Genomic DNA, 16345 nt, shown 5'->3' with positions numbered 1-16345 from the left:
GGAGGTCACCATGACGAACCCGAATACTCCGGAACCGGAGCAGGTTGAAGACCTGATCGAAGAAGCCGAGGCAGTAGCAGCAGAAGCTGCCGAACCCGAGGCTGAAGCTGAGGTCGACGCCGACGCTGCACCGGAAACGGACGAGGGCGAGCAGGATGACGTCGAAAAGCAGCTTGCTGAGCGGACCGAAGACCTGCAGCGTGTGAGCGCCGAGTATGCAAACTACCGGCGCCGCACCGAGCGGGAACGCGCGGCCATCGCCGAGCATGCGAAAGCAGCCTTCGCCACCGAACTGCTCCCGCTTCTCGACGACCTCGACCTCGCCGAACAACACGGAGACTTAAACGAAGGCCCACTGAAAGCCTTCGCCGACAAACTCCGTGGCGTGGCCACCGCGCAACGCGTCGAAGCCTTCGGCGCAGAAGGCGACGCCTTTGACCCCGAAACCCACGAGGCAGTCCAAGACCTGTCCTCCGGCGACAACAAGGTCATCGGCACCGTGCTGCGCAAGGGCTACCGCGTAGGCGATCGACTCGTGCGAAACGCAATGGTCATCATCGCCGATCCTGCGGAAGAGCCTGCTGAAGACAACGAGTAACAACAAAACCCAGGGCCGGGGCGTGAGGTGCGCGAAAAGCGGCCTTTACGCCCCGGTTTTGTACTTGAAATAACAAAATTCATCCGAGAAAGGAGGGTGCGAGATGGCTATGCAACAAGAGTGGGCCAACAAGGACTACTACGGCGACCTCGGCGTCTCCAAAGACGCGTCCACAGCTGACATTAAGAAGGCATACCGCAAGCTCGCACGCGAAAACCACCCCGACTCCAACCCCGGCAACAAAGCCGCCGAGGAGAAGTTTAAGAAGGTGGCAGAAGCGTACGACGTCGTCGGCGACGAAGAAAAACGCAAAGAATACGACCAGTTCAAAGCGATGATGAGCTCCGGCGGCTTCGGCGGCCGATTCGGAGGGGCAGGAGGTCCCGGCTTTCCGGGAGGGTTTCGCCAAACGGGGCAGAGCGACTTCAACTTCTCCGACCTCTCCGACATCTTCGGAGGAGCCGGGGGTGCTGGACAAGCTGGAGAAGGCGGCCTTGGTGATCTCTTCGGTGGCCTCTTTAACCGCGGCGGCGCTGCTGGCAGGAACGCTCGGCCGTCGCGGGGGGCGGACGTCGAGACGGAAATAACCCTCGACTTCCGCGAAGCCGCCAAAGGCACCACCTTCCCCGTCGAACTCACCGGCGACGCCCCATGCACCACATGCCACGGCTCCGGATCCAAATCCGGCCACGTCACCCAGTGCGAACAGTGCCACGGCTCCGGCTACGTCCGCGAGAACTCCGGCGCATTCGGCATGGCCCGCCCATGCTCCAACTGCGGTGGCACCGGCGACGTGATCAAGGACCCGTGCACCACGTGCCACGGCACCGGCACCGTCCGGCGCTCCCGCACCATCACGGTGCGCATCCCCGCCGGCGTCGTCGACGGCCAAAAAGTGCGCCTCGCAGGACAAGGCGAAGCAGGCCCCAACGGCAAACCAGCCGGCGACCTCTTCGTCACCGTCCACGTCCGCCCCGACAAAGTGTTCACCCGCACCGGCGATGACCTCGAAGTCACCGTCCCCGTCTCCTTCAGCGAACTTGCCCTCGGCGGCACCATCACCGTGCCCACCCTGGACAAACACGTCCGCGTGAAGGTCCCCGCAGGCACCCCCAACGGGCGCACCCTGCGAGTCAAGGGGCGCGGCGTGCCACGCAAATCCGGCAACGCCGGCGACCTGCTGGTCACCGTCGAAGTCGCAGTGCCCAAGGACCTGGACGCAGCCGCCACCAGCGCGCTGCGCGCCTACCAACAAGCCGAACGCGACTCCGGCTTCGACCCGCGCGCCGGGTGGGCAGGAGGTGCATAACCATGGCTGAGGAGTACTACGTCATCTCCGTCGCCGCCGAACTCACCGGCATGCACGCCCAAACCCTGCGCACCTACGACCGCATCGGCCTGGTCACACCGATGCGGACCAGCGGCGGCGGACGCCGCTACTCCCGACGCGACATCTCCATGCTGCGCCGGATCCAACAACTCTCCCAGGAAGACGGCGTCAACCTCGCCGGCATCAAAACCATCATCGAGCTCACCGAACACATCGACGAGCTCCAAGAAGAACTGGCGGCCAAACGCGAAGAAAACGCGCAACTGCGCCAACGCCTGGAATCACGCCCGCGCGGCGGGGAGCTCGTTCACGTCCCACGCTCAACCGCGCTGGTGACGTGGGAGCCATCCTCCGCCAGGTCGCGTCGCCGGGCGCGGTAATAGTGGAAAGCCTCTGCTTCGCTTTGATGCTTGGCGGGGGCTGTTTTCTTTTGTTTGGGGGTTCTTGGGAGCTGGTGCGTGCTGTGTTTTGCCCTCGCTGCGCTCGTGTCGAGGTGTTTAAGGAGTGCGATGCTGGTCGTCGAAAATCGGCCCGGTTGGGTGAGAAAGCGCGACCTGCATCGCACGCTTTAAAGCCCACGCTTTGAGTGGTTTGAGGGTGACAGGCAGGGGTGGATGCGCACCAAATTCCTACATCGGGTTTGTCCGACCCGGGTTTTTGTAAATCCGCTCGCTGAAAACCCGGAATCTGGTGCGAAGAAGCAGTGGTCGTGGGAACTTTCTTCGTAGACAGATGACGCGACCTGGGGAAACGCAAGTGCTGGTCGACGGGAACAGGCCTGAAACGCCAAATGGTTCCCGGGCGCGGGAACTATTTCAAGGATGCTGATTGATTGGCAGTCCCAGTTGAGTCGTGGATAGGCGGGTCGCCTCGTGGGGGCGTCGTGCTCAAGAAGTGAGGACACTGAGGGGTTGTTGAAGTGCTTGATCTGATGAATGTGTAGCGCAAGCCTGGGATGGAGAGGGTCTGGTCTTCATATCGCTGAATGTCCGTAAATGTTATGTTTGCTACATCTTTACTGTAGTAAACATAGCTTCCTAGTGTTGTATTTGATATGTTTGCTACATGAAGCTTTCTGAAGCTCAGACTATCTTGGCAGCGTATTCCTATCTGCAACATGGATTGGTTACCTCTGCCCAAGCGGCAAGGGAGGGGATTGATACCACGACGATGACACGATTGGCGCAGGGGGATTACATACGTCGTATCCGTCGAGGTGTGTACATCCTTTCTAGTGTGGCGGAAGATTCACTGACGGAGATCCGGGCGGCATGGTTGTCGACCAGGCCGGGGATTCTCGCTGAGGAACGTCTCCATGCAGAAAACCCGATCGTTGTCTCCCATGTCTCGGCTGCCAGCGTGCTTGAATTGGGTGATATCACCCCGGCAACGCATACTTTTACGTCCTCGAAACGGAAGCAATCATCCGCGACTGACATGTCTCATCGCACTGCTGATCTTCAGGATGAGGACTGGATGATAGTTCGTGGCCTTCCAGTGACGACCGTGGCGCGTACGATCCGCGACCTGGCGAAAGATCGCCTTGATGGGGACCAGCTTTACCACGTAATTGCGGACGGAATTCACGAACGGCGTCTTAGCCCCTCGGAGGTTGCGCGGGTAGTTGATCCCTATGCTGGTTCCTACGGCAGTAGCTCGGGCGATGAGATGGTGGCGGAATCTTTGCGACGCTTCCCTGAGCATGACAGCGCAACAGAAGCTAGGGCCTACAGTAGGAAATCGACCCCTGATGGTTGGGCCAACATGATGGAGGACGTTGGAGAAGCAGTAGCGTCAGCACTGATGCGCCAACTGTCGGATGAGTTGTTATCGAGAAAGCATACGACCCCTGGGCAGGAAGCGACGTTGATGCAGGGCGCGTCGCAGCAAACCCTCCGTTCGAAAGACTGGAAACTAGATCACGCCACGTTGGAAGCGATCCAGGCTCCAGTGAATGCTTTGTTTAAGAAACATCACCCTGCGTCAGACTCTGCTGATGGTGGTGAATAATGAGTGCGGTATCACCAGTCAGCCGTATTGTTCGCAAGCGGACGCAACTCTTGGCGAAGCTTCGTAACGAAGCCCGCCGACAGTCAGTGACAGTGGAGAATATCCAACACCAGTTCGCTTTCGATATGTTCCTGACCCGATTATTTGCTCATGATGACTGTGTGTGGGTCCTCAAAGGAGGGACGAGCCTTCTCTTACGGATCGGGTCTGGTCGACGCAGTCGCGACATCGACTTAGCGCGCCGGGAGCAAGTCCCTCCTGCAGAAGCGCTCCGAGAGCTGCAGGTGCTAGTTGATGAGCCTGGCCCGACAGATCCCGATTTCACTTTCGAGTTACAAGAGCCGGCAAGGGATAATCAGGACCCGATGGACCGGACCAGAGGATCATTCAAAGTCATTCTCAGGATCGGGGCGCAGCAGGTCGTATCCTTCAGCGTGGATATATCTACGCAGCAGCATCTCGACGCCCCGATTGACTCTGTGACGATCAATCCGGTCATTGAGTACGAGGGGCTTCCATCCGGTGCAGTTATCCGAATGGTTCCGGTTGAAAACGTTGCTGCCGACAAACTATGCGCCTGCTACGAATTGCACGGGGCAGAACCATCAACGCGGTACCACGATCTCATCGACTTGGTCCGGATTGTGACCAGCCAATCCATCGATGCGAAGCTCTTGCAAACACTCATGACAAAGGAAGCCACCCACCGCGGTCTTGATCTTCCAAAGGAGATGATTAGTCCTGGTCCGCAGTGGTCCCAGGCCTATCCGAAGCAGGCGCGGCAAGCAGCTGATTTCCCTGCGGAGTATCACGATCTTGCAACCGCACTTGGCGTCGTCGGAGGGTGCTTAAACCCGCTTCTTAGTGCGTCAATCGTGGCCGGGGTATGGAATCCGCAGAAGCAGACATGGGAATCCTGACAACATATAGGTCGCTGGTGCAGACCTCTCACTTACCCCACTCGCGCGCCTGAGTCACCTGTTCGCCGTCGGGGAGCTGGCTTTCGCGATCCCATTGGCCTGGTGTTCGCAGATGATTGCCCGCTCGAGTTTTACCACGTTACCGAGAAGGCCGAGCATGGTTTTGTATTTGGAGCCGAATCCCACGATTGGGTTGGTCCCGCTTTGATAAATCTCATCGGGCTTCTGCATTCGGCGAGATCTACGACTATGCGGTGTAAGTGCTTGTGCACCTCGTGGCCGAGTGGCGTTGGAGTTCGGTCGGGCTGCGGGATTTTGCTTGCAGTGCTCGTGTCGAGGTGTTTAAGGAGTGCGATGCTGGTCGCCGGAAATCGGCCCGGTTGAGTGAGAGAGCGCGACCTGCATCGCACGCTTTGAATCCCACGCTTTGAGTGGTTTGAGGGCGCCAGGCAGGGGAGGGTGCGCACCAAATTCCTACATCGGGTTTGTCCGACCTGGGTTTTTGTAAATCCGCTCGCTGAAAACCCGGAATCTGGTGTGAAGAAGCAGTGGTCGTGGGAACTTGCTTCGTGGACAGACGACGCGACCTGGGGAAACGCAAGTGCTGGTCGACGCGGGCGAGGCCGGCAACCCCCAAAACGCAAAGTGGCCCCGGACAAAAGCCCGAGGCCACAAAGCCGCAAAACCTAGCGCATCATTACTTGAACGTGATCGACGCTGCGCCGCCGATGTGGCGGAGGTTGGAGCGTGCCAGGTCGATCATGCGGCCGACGCCACCGTCGAGGACGGTCTTGGTTGCGGCGGCGGTGAAGCCCTTCATCATGTCCCAGGTGATGTTTGGTGGCATGGACAGGGCGTCCGGGTCGGTGACGATGTCGACGAGGACGGGGCCGTCGTAGGCGAGGGCCTCCTTGAGCTTCGGGCGCAGGTCGGCGGGGTCTTCGATGCGGAAGGACTTGATGCCGACGCCTTCGGCGATGTTGGCGTAGTTGACGCCGTCGTGGTCGGTTTCGTGCTCGGGGAAGCCTTGGACGAGCATTTCGAGTTTGACCATGCCGAGTGAGGAGTTATTGAACACGATGGTCTTCACTGGCAGGTTGTGCAGCTTGACGGTGAGCAGTTCGCCGAGCAGCATGCCGAGGCCGCCGTCGCCGGACCAGGAGATGACCTGGCGGTCGGGGAATGCGGCTTGGACGCCGATGGCCTGCGGGAGGGCGTTGGCCATGGTGCCGTGCAGGAAGGATGCGGATTCGTCGCGCTTGCCGTTGGGGGTGAGGTAGCGGGAGGACCACACGTTGCACATGCCGGTGTCGACGGTGAAGTAGGCGTCTTCGTCGGCGAGTTCGTCGAGGACGGAGGCGGCGAGCTCTGGGTGGATTGGGGTGCGGGCTTCGCGGGCTTCCGTCGTGTACTTGCCGACGACCGACTCCAGCAGCTCAGCGTGACGCTTCAGCATTGCGTCCAGGAAGGAGCGGTCCTTCTTCTCCTCGATGTGCGGGAGAATGTTTTCGATGACGCTCTTGACGTCGCCGATGACGGGGTAGTGCACCTTGGTGCGGCGGCCGATGTGGGCGCCGTCGATGTCGATCTGGGCGACGTTCTTGCTGGGCAGCCAGTCGGTGTATGGGAAGTCGGTGCCGACCATGATGAAGAGGTCTGCCTTGTCGGAGGCTTCGTGGCAGGCGCCATAGCCGAGGAGGCCGGACATGCCGACGTCGTATGGGTTGTCGTACTCGATGTACATCTTGCCGCGGAAGGAGTGGCCGACTGGTGCCTTGATCTTTTCGGCAAGTGCGAAGACTTCGTCACGGGCGTCCTTGGCGCCGTAGCCGCAGAAGAGTGTGACGGTGTCTGCCTCGTTGATGGCTTCGACCAGGCGGGCGGCTTCGGCTGGGTCTGGGTAGACGCGCTTGTTGCCGCCGGTGGCGTAGTTGCCGGACAGGGTTGGGGCGTCGGCGGTGACTTCTTGTGCGAAGACGTCACCTGGGACGACGACGACCGATACGCCGTTGCCGGACATGGTGTTCTGGATGGCGTTGTGGACGACGCGCATGCCCTGGTCGGCGGAGTTTGCCATCTCGCAGTAGGAGGAGCACTCCTGGAAGAGCATTTCTGGGTGGGTTTCCTGGAAGAAGGATGACCCGATGTGGAAGGACGGGATGTGTGAGGCAATCGCGAGGACCTTTGCGCCGTTGCGGTGCGCTTCGAAGAGTCCTTGGACGAAGTGGGTGTTGCCTGGGCCGCAGGATGCGCCGCACACTGCGAGTTCGTCGGTTGCGAGTGCGTCGGAGCCGGCGGCGAATGCGGCGGCTTCTTCGTTGCGGACGTGGACCCATTCGATGCCTTGGGTGCGGACGGCGTCGGAAAGCGGGTTGAGGGAGTCACCGACGAGGCCGTAGATGCGCTTGACGCCGAGCTCCTTCAGCTTGGCAACGAATGCCGAGGCGAAGTTCTGAGCCATTCCTAAAATCTCCTTTTATTTGAAGAATAAATTAACCGCTTATCATGTTACCTTTGTTCCTCCTGGAACTCGAAAGATTGTGTGAGATCTGACACAAAGGCCTCGTCTGTGAAGTAGGCGCTATGACCGCCCGTCACCCCAGGTAGGATGCGTGCGCCGTAGGCGGGATCAGTTGGCGACGCCCCCAGCACCGCCTGCGGACCGGACCTGGTCCACAGGATCGGATCGTCCGGAGAATCCACGGCGACCACCCGCGAGTCCGGCCCTGCCAGTCGTAGGTCGCTCACGTGGCTACCGGCGACGCCGGCGCTGCCGACGAGCCAGAGCTGGTCGGTAAGCAGGCCGTGGTGGACGGCGGCCTCGGTGGCTACGCGTGTGCCATAACTGTGGGCGAGGACCACCCGGTGGGCGTTGGGGAAGCGGTCGGTGAGCGCGAGTTGGAAGGCGGAGAGGTCGTCGGCGCCGCGGCGCGCCGGGCCGGGGTCCAGGCCATTGACCACGTTGGGTGGCGGGTCGTAGCCCTGCCAGAGGATCACTGTGGCGCCGGTGCGCTCGGCGAGGAACTGCGCACGGGCAAGCTCACCGCTCAAGCCTTCGGGGCGGCCGGTGGACACGCCGGCGACCATGGTGATCACACGCGCCGGGTCCACGACGTCACCGACCGCCAGCGTCGCCGACACGGGTCCGGCCTCGAGCACGGTCGCGCCCGCGGACTCAACGAGCTCGCGGCGCGCCGGGTCGAGCGTGGCCAGGTTTGTCCGGTGTACCTGGCCAAGGTCTATGCCGTGACGTGCGATGAGTGGCACGTGTCCGCGCGCCGCCTCCAGGTCCCGCTCGTGCGCCTTGCACAGGGCCTCGAGCTCGGCGGCGCACAGCGTGTCGAAGGTCCGCGAAACCCCGTTGAGCACCTGTACGGCCAGCGCGTAGACGGGGCTGCCGCGCAGGGATCGGGCCATCGCGTCGAGACGCGCCTGCCAGGTGGCGTAGCGGCGCAGCACCTTGGCGGCCTGGGTGAGGTCGTCGACAGGGTGGGCGAAGGTGGCGTCGACACGTTGGAGGCGCTGCAGGGCCGCGGTAGGTGCGGACCCGCGAAAACCCGCCCCTACCAGGTCGGACCGAGCTACGTGGCACGCCTGCGATCGCGCGCGGAACTCGGCGACGGCGCCCTCCAACACGCCCGCGGCGACCATCAGCTGCCCGGCGTCTAGGGCAGGGCGGTACGCATCAGACATGGCGCAACGCCTCCGCGAGGCGGGTGTCGCAGTGGATGCAGTCGTCCGCAAATGAGGCGATGGATTCTAAGTGCGTGTTGAGGGCGGTGGTGGAGGCGTCGAAAAGCGATTGGGCGCGATCCTCCAGCGAGCGTAACGCGGCGGCGCTGGCGCTGTCGCGCAGCTCAGCGCGGGGGAGCGACGTGCGGGCGACGCGGTGGGAGCGGGCGAGGGACGGGATAGTCGTTGAGAGATGCATGCACCCATCCTCGAAAACCCACCGAAACGGGGCAAGGAAAAACCCCGAAACCCTGTGGATAAAATTTCAGATTCGCTAAAGTTATCCACATGCGTATCGCATTGGCACAATTCACCAGCGGACCTGATAAAATGCGCAACCTTTCGCGCATAGAACCCCAGGTCAGGGAGGCCGCGCGCCGGGGCGCGACGCTCATCGTGCTGCCGGAAGCCGCCTCGCACGCGTTCGGGGCGGGTCGCCTCGACTACCAGGCCGAGGACACCGACGGGCCGTTCACGCAGGGGCTGTTTTCGCTGGCCAAGGAGCTGGGCGTGACCATCGTCGCGGGCTCGTTCCGCCCGGCGGACACCGTCGGCAACATCAACCGCGTCTACAACACCACCCTCATCCTCGACGGCCACAGCGACGCCCCACGCATCCTCACCTATGACAAGGTGCACCTTTACGACGCCCACAGCTACCACGAATCCCGCACCGTCAAAGCCGGCGACACCCTGCTCACGTTCCGGCACGGCGACGCCACCATCGGCGTCGCCACCTGCTTCGACATCCGCTTCCCGGAGCAGTTCAAGGAGCTGGCGGCGATGGGTGCGCACGTCATCGTGGTGCCCACGAGCTGGGCGGACGGCCCAGGCAAGCTCGAGGAGTGGCGCTTATTGACGCGCGCCCGCGCCCTCGACTCCGGCGCGTTCATCGCGGCGGCCGGGCAGTCCCGCCCGAACCACGAGACCGAGGCCGGCGAGAAGTCCGGCCCGACCGGCATCGGGTTCTCCACTGTTGTGGCGCCGGACGGGCACCGGATTGTGGAGGCCGGCTACGGCCCCAGCTCCTCGACGCCGACATCGACATCGCGCAGGTCGCGGCCGTGCAGGAGGACGTACCTCTTATTAGGCTGTCGGAAACTGGACCACTGCGTCAGTCGCGCATGTAAGGATCCCGCTAGCGCCAGCGGCCTCGAGGGCCTCGCGGTACTCCGCAACCTCGGCGCCCTTGCCACACAGCACGATCTGGTGGTCCCACCACGTGCCCGGCGCCGACACGAACGCCGGCCCCGGCACCCAAATGGCCTTCGCGGAACTCTCCCCAAACTCGCCCGGGGTCGGCGCGACGCGCGTGACCTGCAGCCACGGCTGCGAATCTGCGAGCGAGTTGATGGTGCGGGTGTCGTAAAGATCGTCCACGTCGTCCCCGCACAGCACCAGGTGCACCTCGGGGCGGATGCGCTCCTCGATGAGCCCGAACACCACCGACTTCGCCGCCGCCCAGCCCGTGCCCACGGCCACGAGCAGCATCTTCGGCCGGTTCGCCCGCACCGCCGGTCCCCGCGCGGACCCCAGCGTCAGGTAGTCGCCGACCTCCACATCCGGCCCGTCGAGGTGGAACTCCAGTTGCCCAAAGCGGTTCGGCGGCACCGCCGGGGCCAACGCCCACCACACGCCCTGGTTGCCCGCTCGCATCACCGGCAGCGCCTGCCCCGCCGCATAGCCCACCGCCGCGGAAGCCTCCGCCCGCACGACCCACGCCGACCCGTCCTGTACAACCGACGTCACCTGCGCCACCGACGCCGCGGCCATCCCGGCCTCGTCAGCCTCCCGCGACACCCGCTCCATCTCGCGGGCCGCCCGCACCAACACCTGCGTATCGACGCCCACAACCCCACCAACGATCTCCGCCACCGCCGGAAACTCCGACGCCGGAAACCCAGTGCGCCGCAGATCCAACGCCCACTCGCGCAGCGGGATAAGGGTTGCTTCAGGGATTGCTGCCCCCGCCGACTCGGACTCCTGGGTGGACGCGAGGGTGAACGAAGCGGCGTCGACAAGTACTTGGGGCACCTCCGTGGCACTTTCCGGGAAGACCATCGCTGCCTGCGGATACTGCTCCACAATCCGCTCAAACAGGGTGGCGCGCACCTCGGAATCCTGCTCCGCGAGCACCTGCAACGCGGCCGCATTCGGGCCATCCGCGACGGGGGCAAACTTTCTCATAGGGCCAGGGTACTGTTTCTCAGCCTCGGTGAGGTGGACTAGTGTGAGCGGGGAAACAATTAGAGAGAAAGGTGCCGCAGTGGACTACACGCCGTACACACTTCTGACGGATATCGGATGGATCTCCATCCTGCTCATCATCGGAAACGTGCTCCGAAACCGACTGAAAGTGTTACAGGCGCTGCTCCTGCCGGCACCGATCACCGCCGGGCTGCTCGGGCTCATCCTCGGGCAAGAGGTCCTCGGCGTCATTCACTGGTCCGACCAAGTCGGCACCTACACAACGCTGCTCATCGCCGTCGTGTTCGCCTCCATGGCCTACTCCATGAACCTCGGCGGCTCCGTCGCCTCAGGCGCCCGCAACATGTGGGGCTACTCGACGGCCATGTTCATGGGCCAGTGGGGCATCTTCATCCTCCTGGGGCTGTACTTCTTCGCGCCATTCTTCGGCACCGAACCATGGTTCGGCATGATGCTCCCGGTCGGCTTCGTCGGCGGCTTCGGCACCGCCGCCGCCGTCGGCTCTGCACTTGAGGACATCGGCATCGCCGAAGCGTCTTCCATCGGATTCACCTCCGCCACCGTGGGAACCCTCGTCGCTATCGTGGGTGGCGTCATCGTTGCAAACTGGGGTATCCGGAAAGGCAAGGCAACCGAACTCCGTGGCACCCTCCCCGAAGACCTGCGCACCGGCTACATCGCCGCTGAGTCCGAGCGCCCCTCCATCGGACGCGCAACCACAAACCCATCCTCCATCGAACCGCTGGCACTCCACGCCGGATTCATCCTCATCACCGTGCTGATCGCCTACACCGTCAACACCTGGATCAAGAGCATGTGGAGCAACGTCTCCATCCCACTGTTCGCCATGGCCTTCGTCATCGGCCTTATCGGCCGCGGCCTGCTCGTCGCCTTCAAGCGACCCAACTACCTCGATCGCGAAACCATCTCCACCGTCTCCGGCGCCGCCACCGACTTCATGATCGCCTTCGGCATCGCCTCCATCGTCCCCGCAGCACTCGCCGGGTACTGGCAGGCCCTGCTCATCATGTTCGTGCTCGGCACCGTCTTCTGCGTCGTATGGATGGCCTGGGCCGGCCCGCTCTTCTTCGGCGAAAACTGGCTCGAGCGCGGCATCTTCGGCTGGGGCTGGGCGACGGCCGCAGTCGCCACCGGTATCGCCCTGCTCAAGATGGTCGACCCCAAACTGAAGTCCGGCACTCTCAACGAATACGGTGTGGCCTACGTCGGCTTCGCCCCATTCGAGATCGGTATGACCATCCTCGCCCCAATCGCCATCATCGCCGGGTTCACCACCGCGTTCGGCTGGGTGTCGTTCCTGATCGCCGTTGCGGTGGTGGTCGTGGCGTTCGCGCTGAAGTGGGTGCCCGCCAAGAAACACGGCTCAGGGGCCGTGGCTGCCCAGGAATAGGGCCGGCATTTTCCTAGATGGTAGTAACAGGAATGTAGTAATCCGCTTTTTGGGGCCATTTTCGGGGATTACTACAATCCTGTTACTACCATTTGCGTTTTGACGTGCGCTTCCAGTGCGTTTCCAAGCGATTTGCGGAGCTTCAAAGTCAGCGCCACCCCCGAAAACGCCCCACATCCAACCTTGAGTGGAACAGACTCAACTTCTCGTGCGTTAGGGAGAGTGAACAACAAAACAAAACGCAAAGAGAAAGGAAAACGGACATGTCTTCGTTTAACCCAACTACGAAAACGCAGGAGGCGTTGCAACAGGCGCTGCAGCAGGCGTTGGCAAAGGGGAACCCGGATATTCGTCCGGCGCATTTACTTGAGGCGATCCTGAAGCAGGAGGACGGCATTGCAGCGCCGGTGTTGCAGGCGACGGGTGTGGACCCGCAGACGGTCGCGAAGGAGGCGGCTGAGCTGGTCGATTCCTACCCGAAGGCGGAGGGCCAGAATATGGCGAATCCGAACTTTAACCGTGACGGCCTGAATGCGTTGAACGCGGCGCAGGAGTTGGCGGGCGAACTCGGTGACGAGTTCGTCTCTACTGAGGTGCTGCTGGCGGGTATCGCGCGCGGGAATGATGACGCGGCGGAGCTGCTGAAGAAGCGCGGCGCCACGTTTGAGGCGATTAAGGCGGCGTTCCAGTCGGTTCGCGGCAATAAGAAGGTCACCACTGAGTCGCCGGAGGATCAGTTCCAGGCGCTGGAGAAGTATTCGACGGACCTGACGGCGCGTGCGCGCGAGGGCAAGATTGACCCGGTCATTGGTCGCGATTCGGAGATTCGACGCGTGGTGCAGGTGCTTTCCCGTCGTACGAAGAATAATCCGGTGTTGATTGGTGAGCCGGGCGTCGGTAAGACGGCGATCGTCGAGGGCCTTGCAAGGCGCATCGTGGCGGGCGACGTCCCAGAGTCGCTGAAGGGCAAGACGCTGATCTCCCTGGACCTCGGGTCGATGGTTGCGGGCGCGAAGTACCGTGGCGAATTCGAGGAGCGCCTGAAGGCGGTGTTGGACGAGATTAAGGAGTCCGACGGGCAGATCATCACGTTTATTGACGAGCTCCACACCATCGTCGGCGCTGGCGCCACGGGCGAGGGCGCGATGGATGCAGGCAACATGATTAAGCCGATGTTGGCGCGCGGCGAGCTGCGGCTGGTTGGTGCGACGACGTTGGATGAGTACCGCCAGTTCATCGAGAAGGATGCGGCGTTGGAGCGTCGGTTCCAGCAGGTGTACGTGGGCGAGCCGACTGTGGAGGACACGATCGGTATCCTGCGCGGCCTGAAGGAGCGCTACGAGGTGCACCACGGCGTGCGGATCCAGGACTCGGCGCTGGTGGCGGCGGCAGAGCTGTCGAACCGTTACATCACGAACAGGTTCTTGCCGGATAAGGCGATTGACCTGGTCGATGAGGCGGGTTCGCGGCTGCGGATGGAGATTGATTCTTCGCCGCAGGAGATTGATGAGCTGGAGCGTATCGTTCGCAGGCTTGAGATCGAGGAGATCGCGCTGCAGAAGGAGTCCGACGAGGCCTCGAAGGAGCGTCTGACGGATTTGCGCCAGGAGTTGGCGGATCAACGAGAGAAGCTTGGTGAGCTGAAGGCGCGTTGGTCGAATGAGAAGGCGGAGATCGATAAGGTGCAGGCTGCGAAGGAGGAGCTGGAGCACCTGCGCAACGAGTCCGAGATCGCGGAGCGCGAGGGCGATTACGCGAAGGTCTCGGAGCTGCGCTACGGCCGCATTCCGGAGCTGGAGCAGCAGGTCAAGGACGCTGAGGAGGCGGCGGGGGCGTCGTCAAGGACGATGCTCACGGAGGAGGTTTCTCCTGAGGTGATTGCTGAGGTTGTGTCGGCGTGGACGGGTATCCCTGCGGGCAAGATGATGCAGGGGGAGACCGAGAAGCTGCTGGACATGGAAGCAATCCTGGCTGGCCGCGTTGTGGGTCAGAAGGAAGCTGTCGTGGCTGTGTCCGATGCGGTGCGGCGTTCGCGTGCGGGCGTTGCGGATCCAAACCGTCCGATTGGTTCCTTCCTGTTCCTGGGCCCAACTGGCGTGGGTAAGACGGAGCTTGCGAAGGCGCTGTCGGAGTTCCTCTTCGATGACGAGGCGGCGATGGTGCGCATCGATATGTCGGAGTATGGCGAGAAGCACTCGGTTGCGCGTTTGGTCGGTGCCCCTCCGGGGTACGTCGGCTACGACGCTGGCGGCCAGCTCACTGAGGCTGTGCGCCGTCGCCCGTACTCGCTGGTGCTGTTCGATGAGGTTGAGAAGGCACACCAGGATGTGTTCGATGTGTTGCTGCAGGTCCTCGACGAGGGTCGCCTCACCGACGGCCAGGGCCGCACGGTGGACTTCCGCAACACGGTGATCATCCTGACGTCGAACTTGGGCGCGGGCGGCGACCGTGAGCAGATCATGAACGCGGTGAAGGCGCACTTCAAGCCGGAGTTCATCAACCGCCTCGATGATGTGGTGGTGTTCGAGCCGCTGACGAAGGAGCAGCTGGTGGGCATCGTCGATATTCAGCTGGGCACGCTCGCCGATCGCCTTGCTTCTCGACGCCTCCAGCTCCGCGTCTCCGACGCCGCGAAGGCCTGGCTCGCGGACCGCGGCTACGACCCGGCGTACGGTGCGCGTCCGCTGCGTCGTGTGATCCAGCAGGCGATCGGTGACCGGTTGGCGAAGGAGCTGCTGGCCGGCACGATCCGTGATGGTGATGCGGTGCAGGTTGACGTCGCGGAAGATGGTGAGGAGTTGGTGGTGTCGGCAGCGAAGTAGCGTTCGGGCTACACTGCTGTCCATGCAACCAACGACGACGATTTACACACGGGTGGCCGTGCCAGGCGTGGAGAATGAGCAACTTGAGGCTCACCAGCTTGGCGGCGGCCACTTCGTCGTTGCGTCGGTCCCGTTTGTGGATGTGTCGTTGGCGGTGGGGGACATCGTGGAGTGCGTGCGCGTTGGCGGCATGTTCCACGTGAATAAGGTCGTGGTGCGCGGGGGTGCGTCCACGGTGCGGATTTTGCCGCAGGGGGAGTTGCCGTTTTCGCTGGCGGAGACGTTGTTGGCGTTTGGTTGCCGGGTGGAGATGGGCCCGGGTGGGATGTTGGCGGCGTCGATAGGTGCGGATTGTCCGAAGGCCGGGATTGATGAATGGCTGGAGGGTTTGGCCGCTTCGGGAGTGATCCAGCTCGCACCTGGCTATACAGCGTGAGCCATACGCGTATGGTGTTATGTATGACTGTTTTTATTTCTCCGCAGGAGCTGTACGAACGTATTAAGTCCGGCAAGAAGCAGACGGTGCTCGATGTTTCTTGGGAGCCGGAGGCAGGCAAGGCCTGGCAGAAGTTCCAGTCCGAGCACATCCCGACTGCCGTCTACGGTGACCTGGAGGGCCACCTCGTGGGCATGCCGGGCCGCCGCGAGGGCCGCAACCCGCTGCCGTCGCTCGCCGTGATCGATGAGGCGCTCGAGGAGTGGGGCGTCGAGGCGAACCGCCCGGTCTTCATCTACGACCAGGGCTCCGGCGTCTTCGCCGCCCGGGCTTGGTGGATCATGCGCTGGGCAGGCCTGGAGCACGTCCACATTATCGACGGCGGCTTCCGCGAGTGGGAGGCCGAGGGCCTCAAGACCATCGCCGGCCCGGGCAACGTGGTTGTCCCGCGCGACCTGGAACTGGAGGGCAGCAAGCTTCCGGTGGCGACGCTGGAGGACGTACAGCAGTTCGAGGGCATCCTGATTGATGCGCGTGATGAGAAGCGCTTTGCGGGGCGTCGAGAAGTACTGGACTTGAAGGCGGGCCACATTCCGTCGGCGCTGAACCTGCCGGCGGCGGACCTGTTCTGCAAGGAGACCAGGAAGGTCAAGGAGACGGACTACATCCGCGACCGCTTCGCAAGCTTGGGAGTGACGCAGAATACGGACCCGGCGAAGATGATCACGTACTCGGGTTCGGGCAACCACTCCGCGCTGCTTATCGCGGCGATGGAGCACGCGGGCCTGCCGGTGGCCACGCATTATGTGGGTGGTTGGTCGCAGTGGAGTGCACGGTTGGGGAATAAGGTCGCCACGGCACTGTAGTATCAATCCTCG

13 protein-coding genes and 1 pseudogene are annotated in these 16345 nt (G+C 62.6%); 10 read left to right on the top strand and 4 right to left on the bottom strand.

Annotation, left to right across the window (positions count from 1 at the left end; all coding sequences use genetic code 11):
* Positions 1–10 precede the first annotated feature (10 nt).
* The 5 genes from grpE (at position 11) to R0V12_RS04685 (ending at position 4858) form a co-directional block, all read left to right on the top strand.
* Positions 11–598 carry a nucleotide exchange factor GrpE gene (gene grpE, locus R0V12_RS04705; RefSeq protein WP_320072941.1) on the top strand — a complete coding sequence of 196 codons (588 nt, stop codon included), beginning with the start codon at positions 11–13 and terminating at the stop codon, positions 596–598.
* Positions 599–701: 103 nt separating this feature from the next.
* Entirely contained in the window at positions 702–1907 is a 1206-nt protein-coding gene (dnaJ, locus tag R0V12_RS04700) for a molecular chaperone DnaJ (protein ID WP_070479591.1), read from the top strand.
* A 2-nt stretch (positions 1908–1909) separates the two neighbouring features.
* On the top strand, positions 1910–2308 hold the full coding sequence (locus R0V12_RS04695; protein ID WP_070361811.1) for a heat shock protein transcriptional repressor HspR: 399 nt from the start codon (positions 1910–1912) through the stop codon (positions 2306–2308).
* A gap of 685 nt (positions 2309–2993) precedes the next feature.
* Positions 2994–3938, top strand: a complete 945-nt coding sequence (locus tag R0V12_RS04690) for a type IV toxin-antitoxin system AbiEi family antitoxin domain-containing protein (RefSeq protein WP_320072940.1) — start codon at positions 2994–2996, stop codon at positions 3936–3938.
* On the top strand, positions 3938–4858 hold the full coding sequence (locus R0V12_RS04685) for a nucleotidyl transferase AbiEii/AbiGii toxin family protein (RefSeq protein WP_084028531.1): 921 nt from the start codon (positions 3938–3940) through the stop codon (positions 4856–4858). The genes R0V12_RS04690 and R0V12_RS04685 overlap by 1 nt, the downstream gene beginning before the upstream one ends.
* A 697-nt stretch (positions 4859–5555) precedes the next feature.
* Here R0V12_RS04685 and R0V12_RS04680 read toward each other — a convergent pair.
* The 3 genes from R0V12_RS04680 to R0V12_RS04670 are packed head-to-tail and all read right to left on the bottom strand — an operon-like array spanning position 5556 to position 8789.
* Positions 5556–7319 (bottom strand): pyruvate dehydrogenase, encoded by a 1764-nt coding sequence (locus R0V12_RS04680; protein WP_070361814.1) that lies wholly within the window; start codon positions 7317–7319, stop codon positions 5556–5558.
* Between the two features lie 47 nt (positions 7320–7366).
* A complete protein-coding gene (locus R0V12_RS04675; protein ID WP_256005610.1) occupies positions 7367–8551 on the bottom strand; it encodes an alpha/beta hydrolase in 1185 nt (394 codons plus the stop codon).
* Positions 8544–8789 (bottom strand): hypothetical protein, encoded by a 246-nt coding sequence (locus tag R0V12_RS04670; RefSeq protein WP_070479585.1) that lies wholly within the window; start codon positions 8787–8789, stop codon positions 8544–8546. The genes R0V12_RS04675 and R0V12_RS04670 overlap by 8 nt, the downstream gene beginning before the upstream one ends.
* An 89-nt stretch (positions 8790–8878) precedes the next feature.
* On the opposite strand from R0V12_RS04670, the pseudogene R0V12_RS04665 reads away from it, so the two are divergent.
* Positions 8879–9547 (top strand): annotated as a pseudogene (locus tag R0V12_RS04665) (nitrilase-related carbon-nitrogen hydrolase); the annotation flags it as partial.
* Between the two features lie 129 nt (positions 9548–9676).
* Here R0V12_RS04665 and R0V12_RS04660 read toward each other — a convergent pair.
* The gene (locus R0V12_RS04660; RefSeq protein WP_320073029.1) at positions 9677–10777 is read right to left on the bottom strand and encodes a ferredoxin reductase domain-containing protein; all 1101 of its coding nucleotides are present in this window, start codon (positions 10775–10777) and stop codon (positions 9677–9679) included.
* 79 nt (positions 10778–10856) lie between these two features.
* Between R0V12_RS04660 and R0V12_RS04655 the strand changes: the two genes are divergently transcribed.
* From R0V12_RS04655 to R0V12_RS04640, 4 genes are all read left to right on the top strand, one after another.
* Complete coding sequence (locus tag R0V12_RS04655) at positions 10857–12209, top strand: sodium/glutamate symporter (RefSeq protein ID WP_070479579.1); 1353 nt, start codon at positions 10857–10859, stop codon at positions 12207–12209.
* A gap of 263 nt (positions 12210–12472) precedes the next feature.
* A complete protein-coding gene (gene clpB, locus R0V12_RS04650; RefSeq protein ID WP_320072939.1) occupies positions 12473–15031 on the top strand; it encodes an ATP-dependent chaperone ClpB in 2559 nt (852 codons plus the stop codon).
* Between the two features lie 22 nt (positions 15032–15053).
* Positions 15054–15467 carry a DUF4265 domain-containing protein gene (locus R0V12_RS04645; RefSeq protein ID WP_320072938.1) on the top strand — a complete coding sequence of 138 codons (414 nt, stop codon included), beginning with the start codon at positions 15054–15056 and terminating at the stop codon, positions 15465–15467.
* A gap of 23 nt (positions 15468–15490) precedes the next feature.
* Entirely contained in the window at positions 15491–16333 is an 843-nt protein-coding gene (locus R0V12_RS04640; RefSeq protein ID WP_256000819.1) for a sulfurtransferase, read from the top strand.
* Positions 16334–16345 lie beyond the last annotated feature (12 nt).

It is taken from the genome of Corynebacterium sp. UMB2355A (assembly GCF_033877495.1).
Lineage (GTDB): Bacteria > Actinomycetota > Actinomycetes > Mycobacteriales > Mycobacteriaceae > Corynebacterium > Corynebacterium pseudogenitalium.
This window is presented reverse-complemented; position numbering and strand designations above follow the sequence as displayed.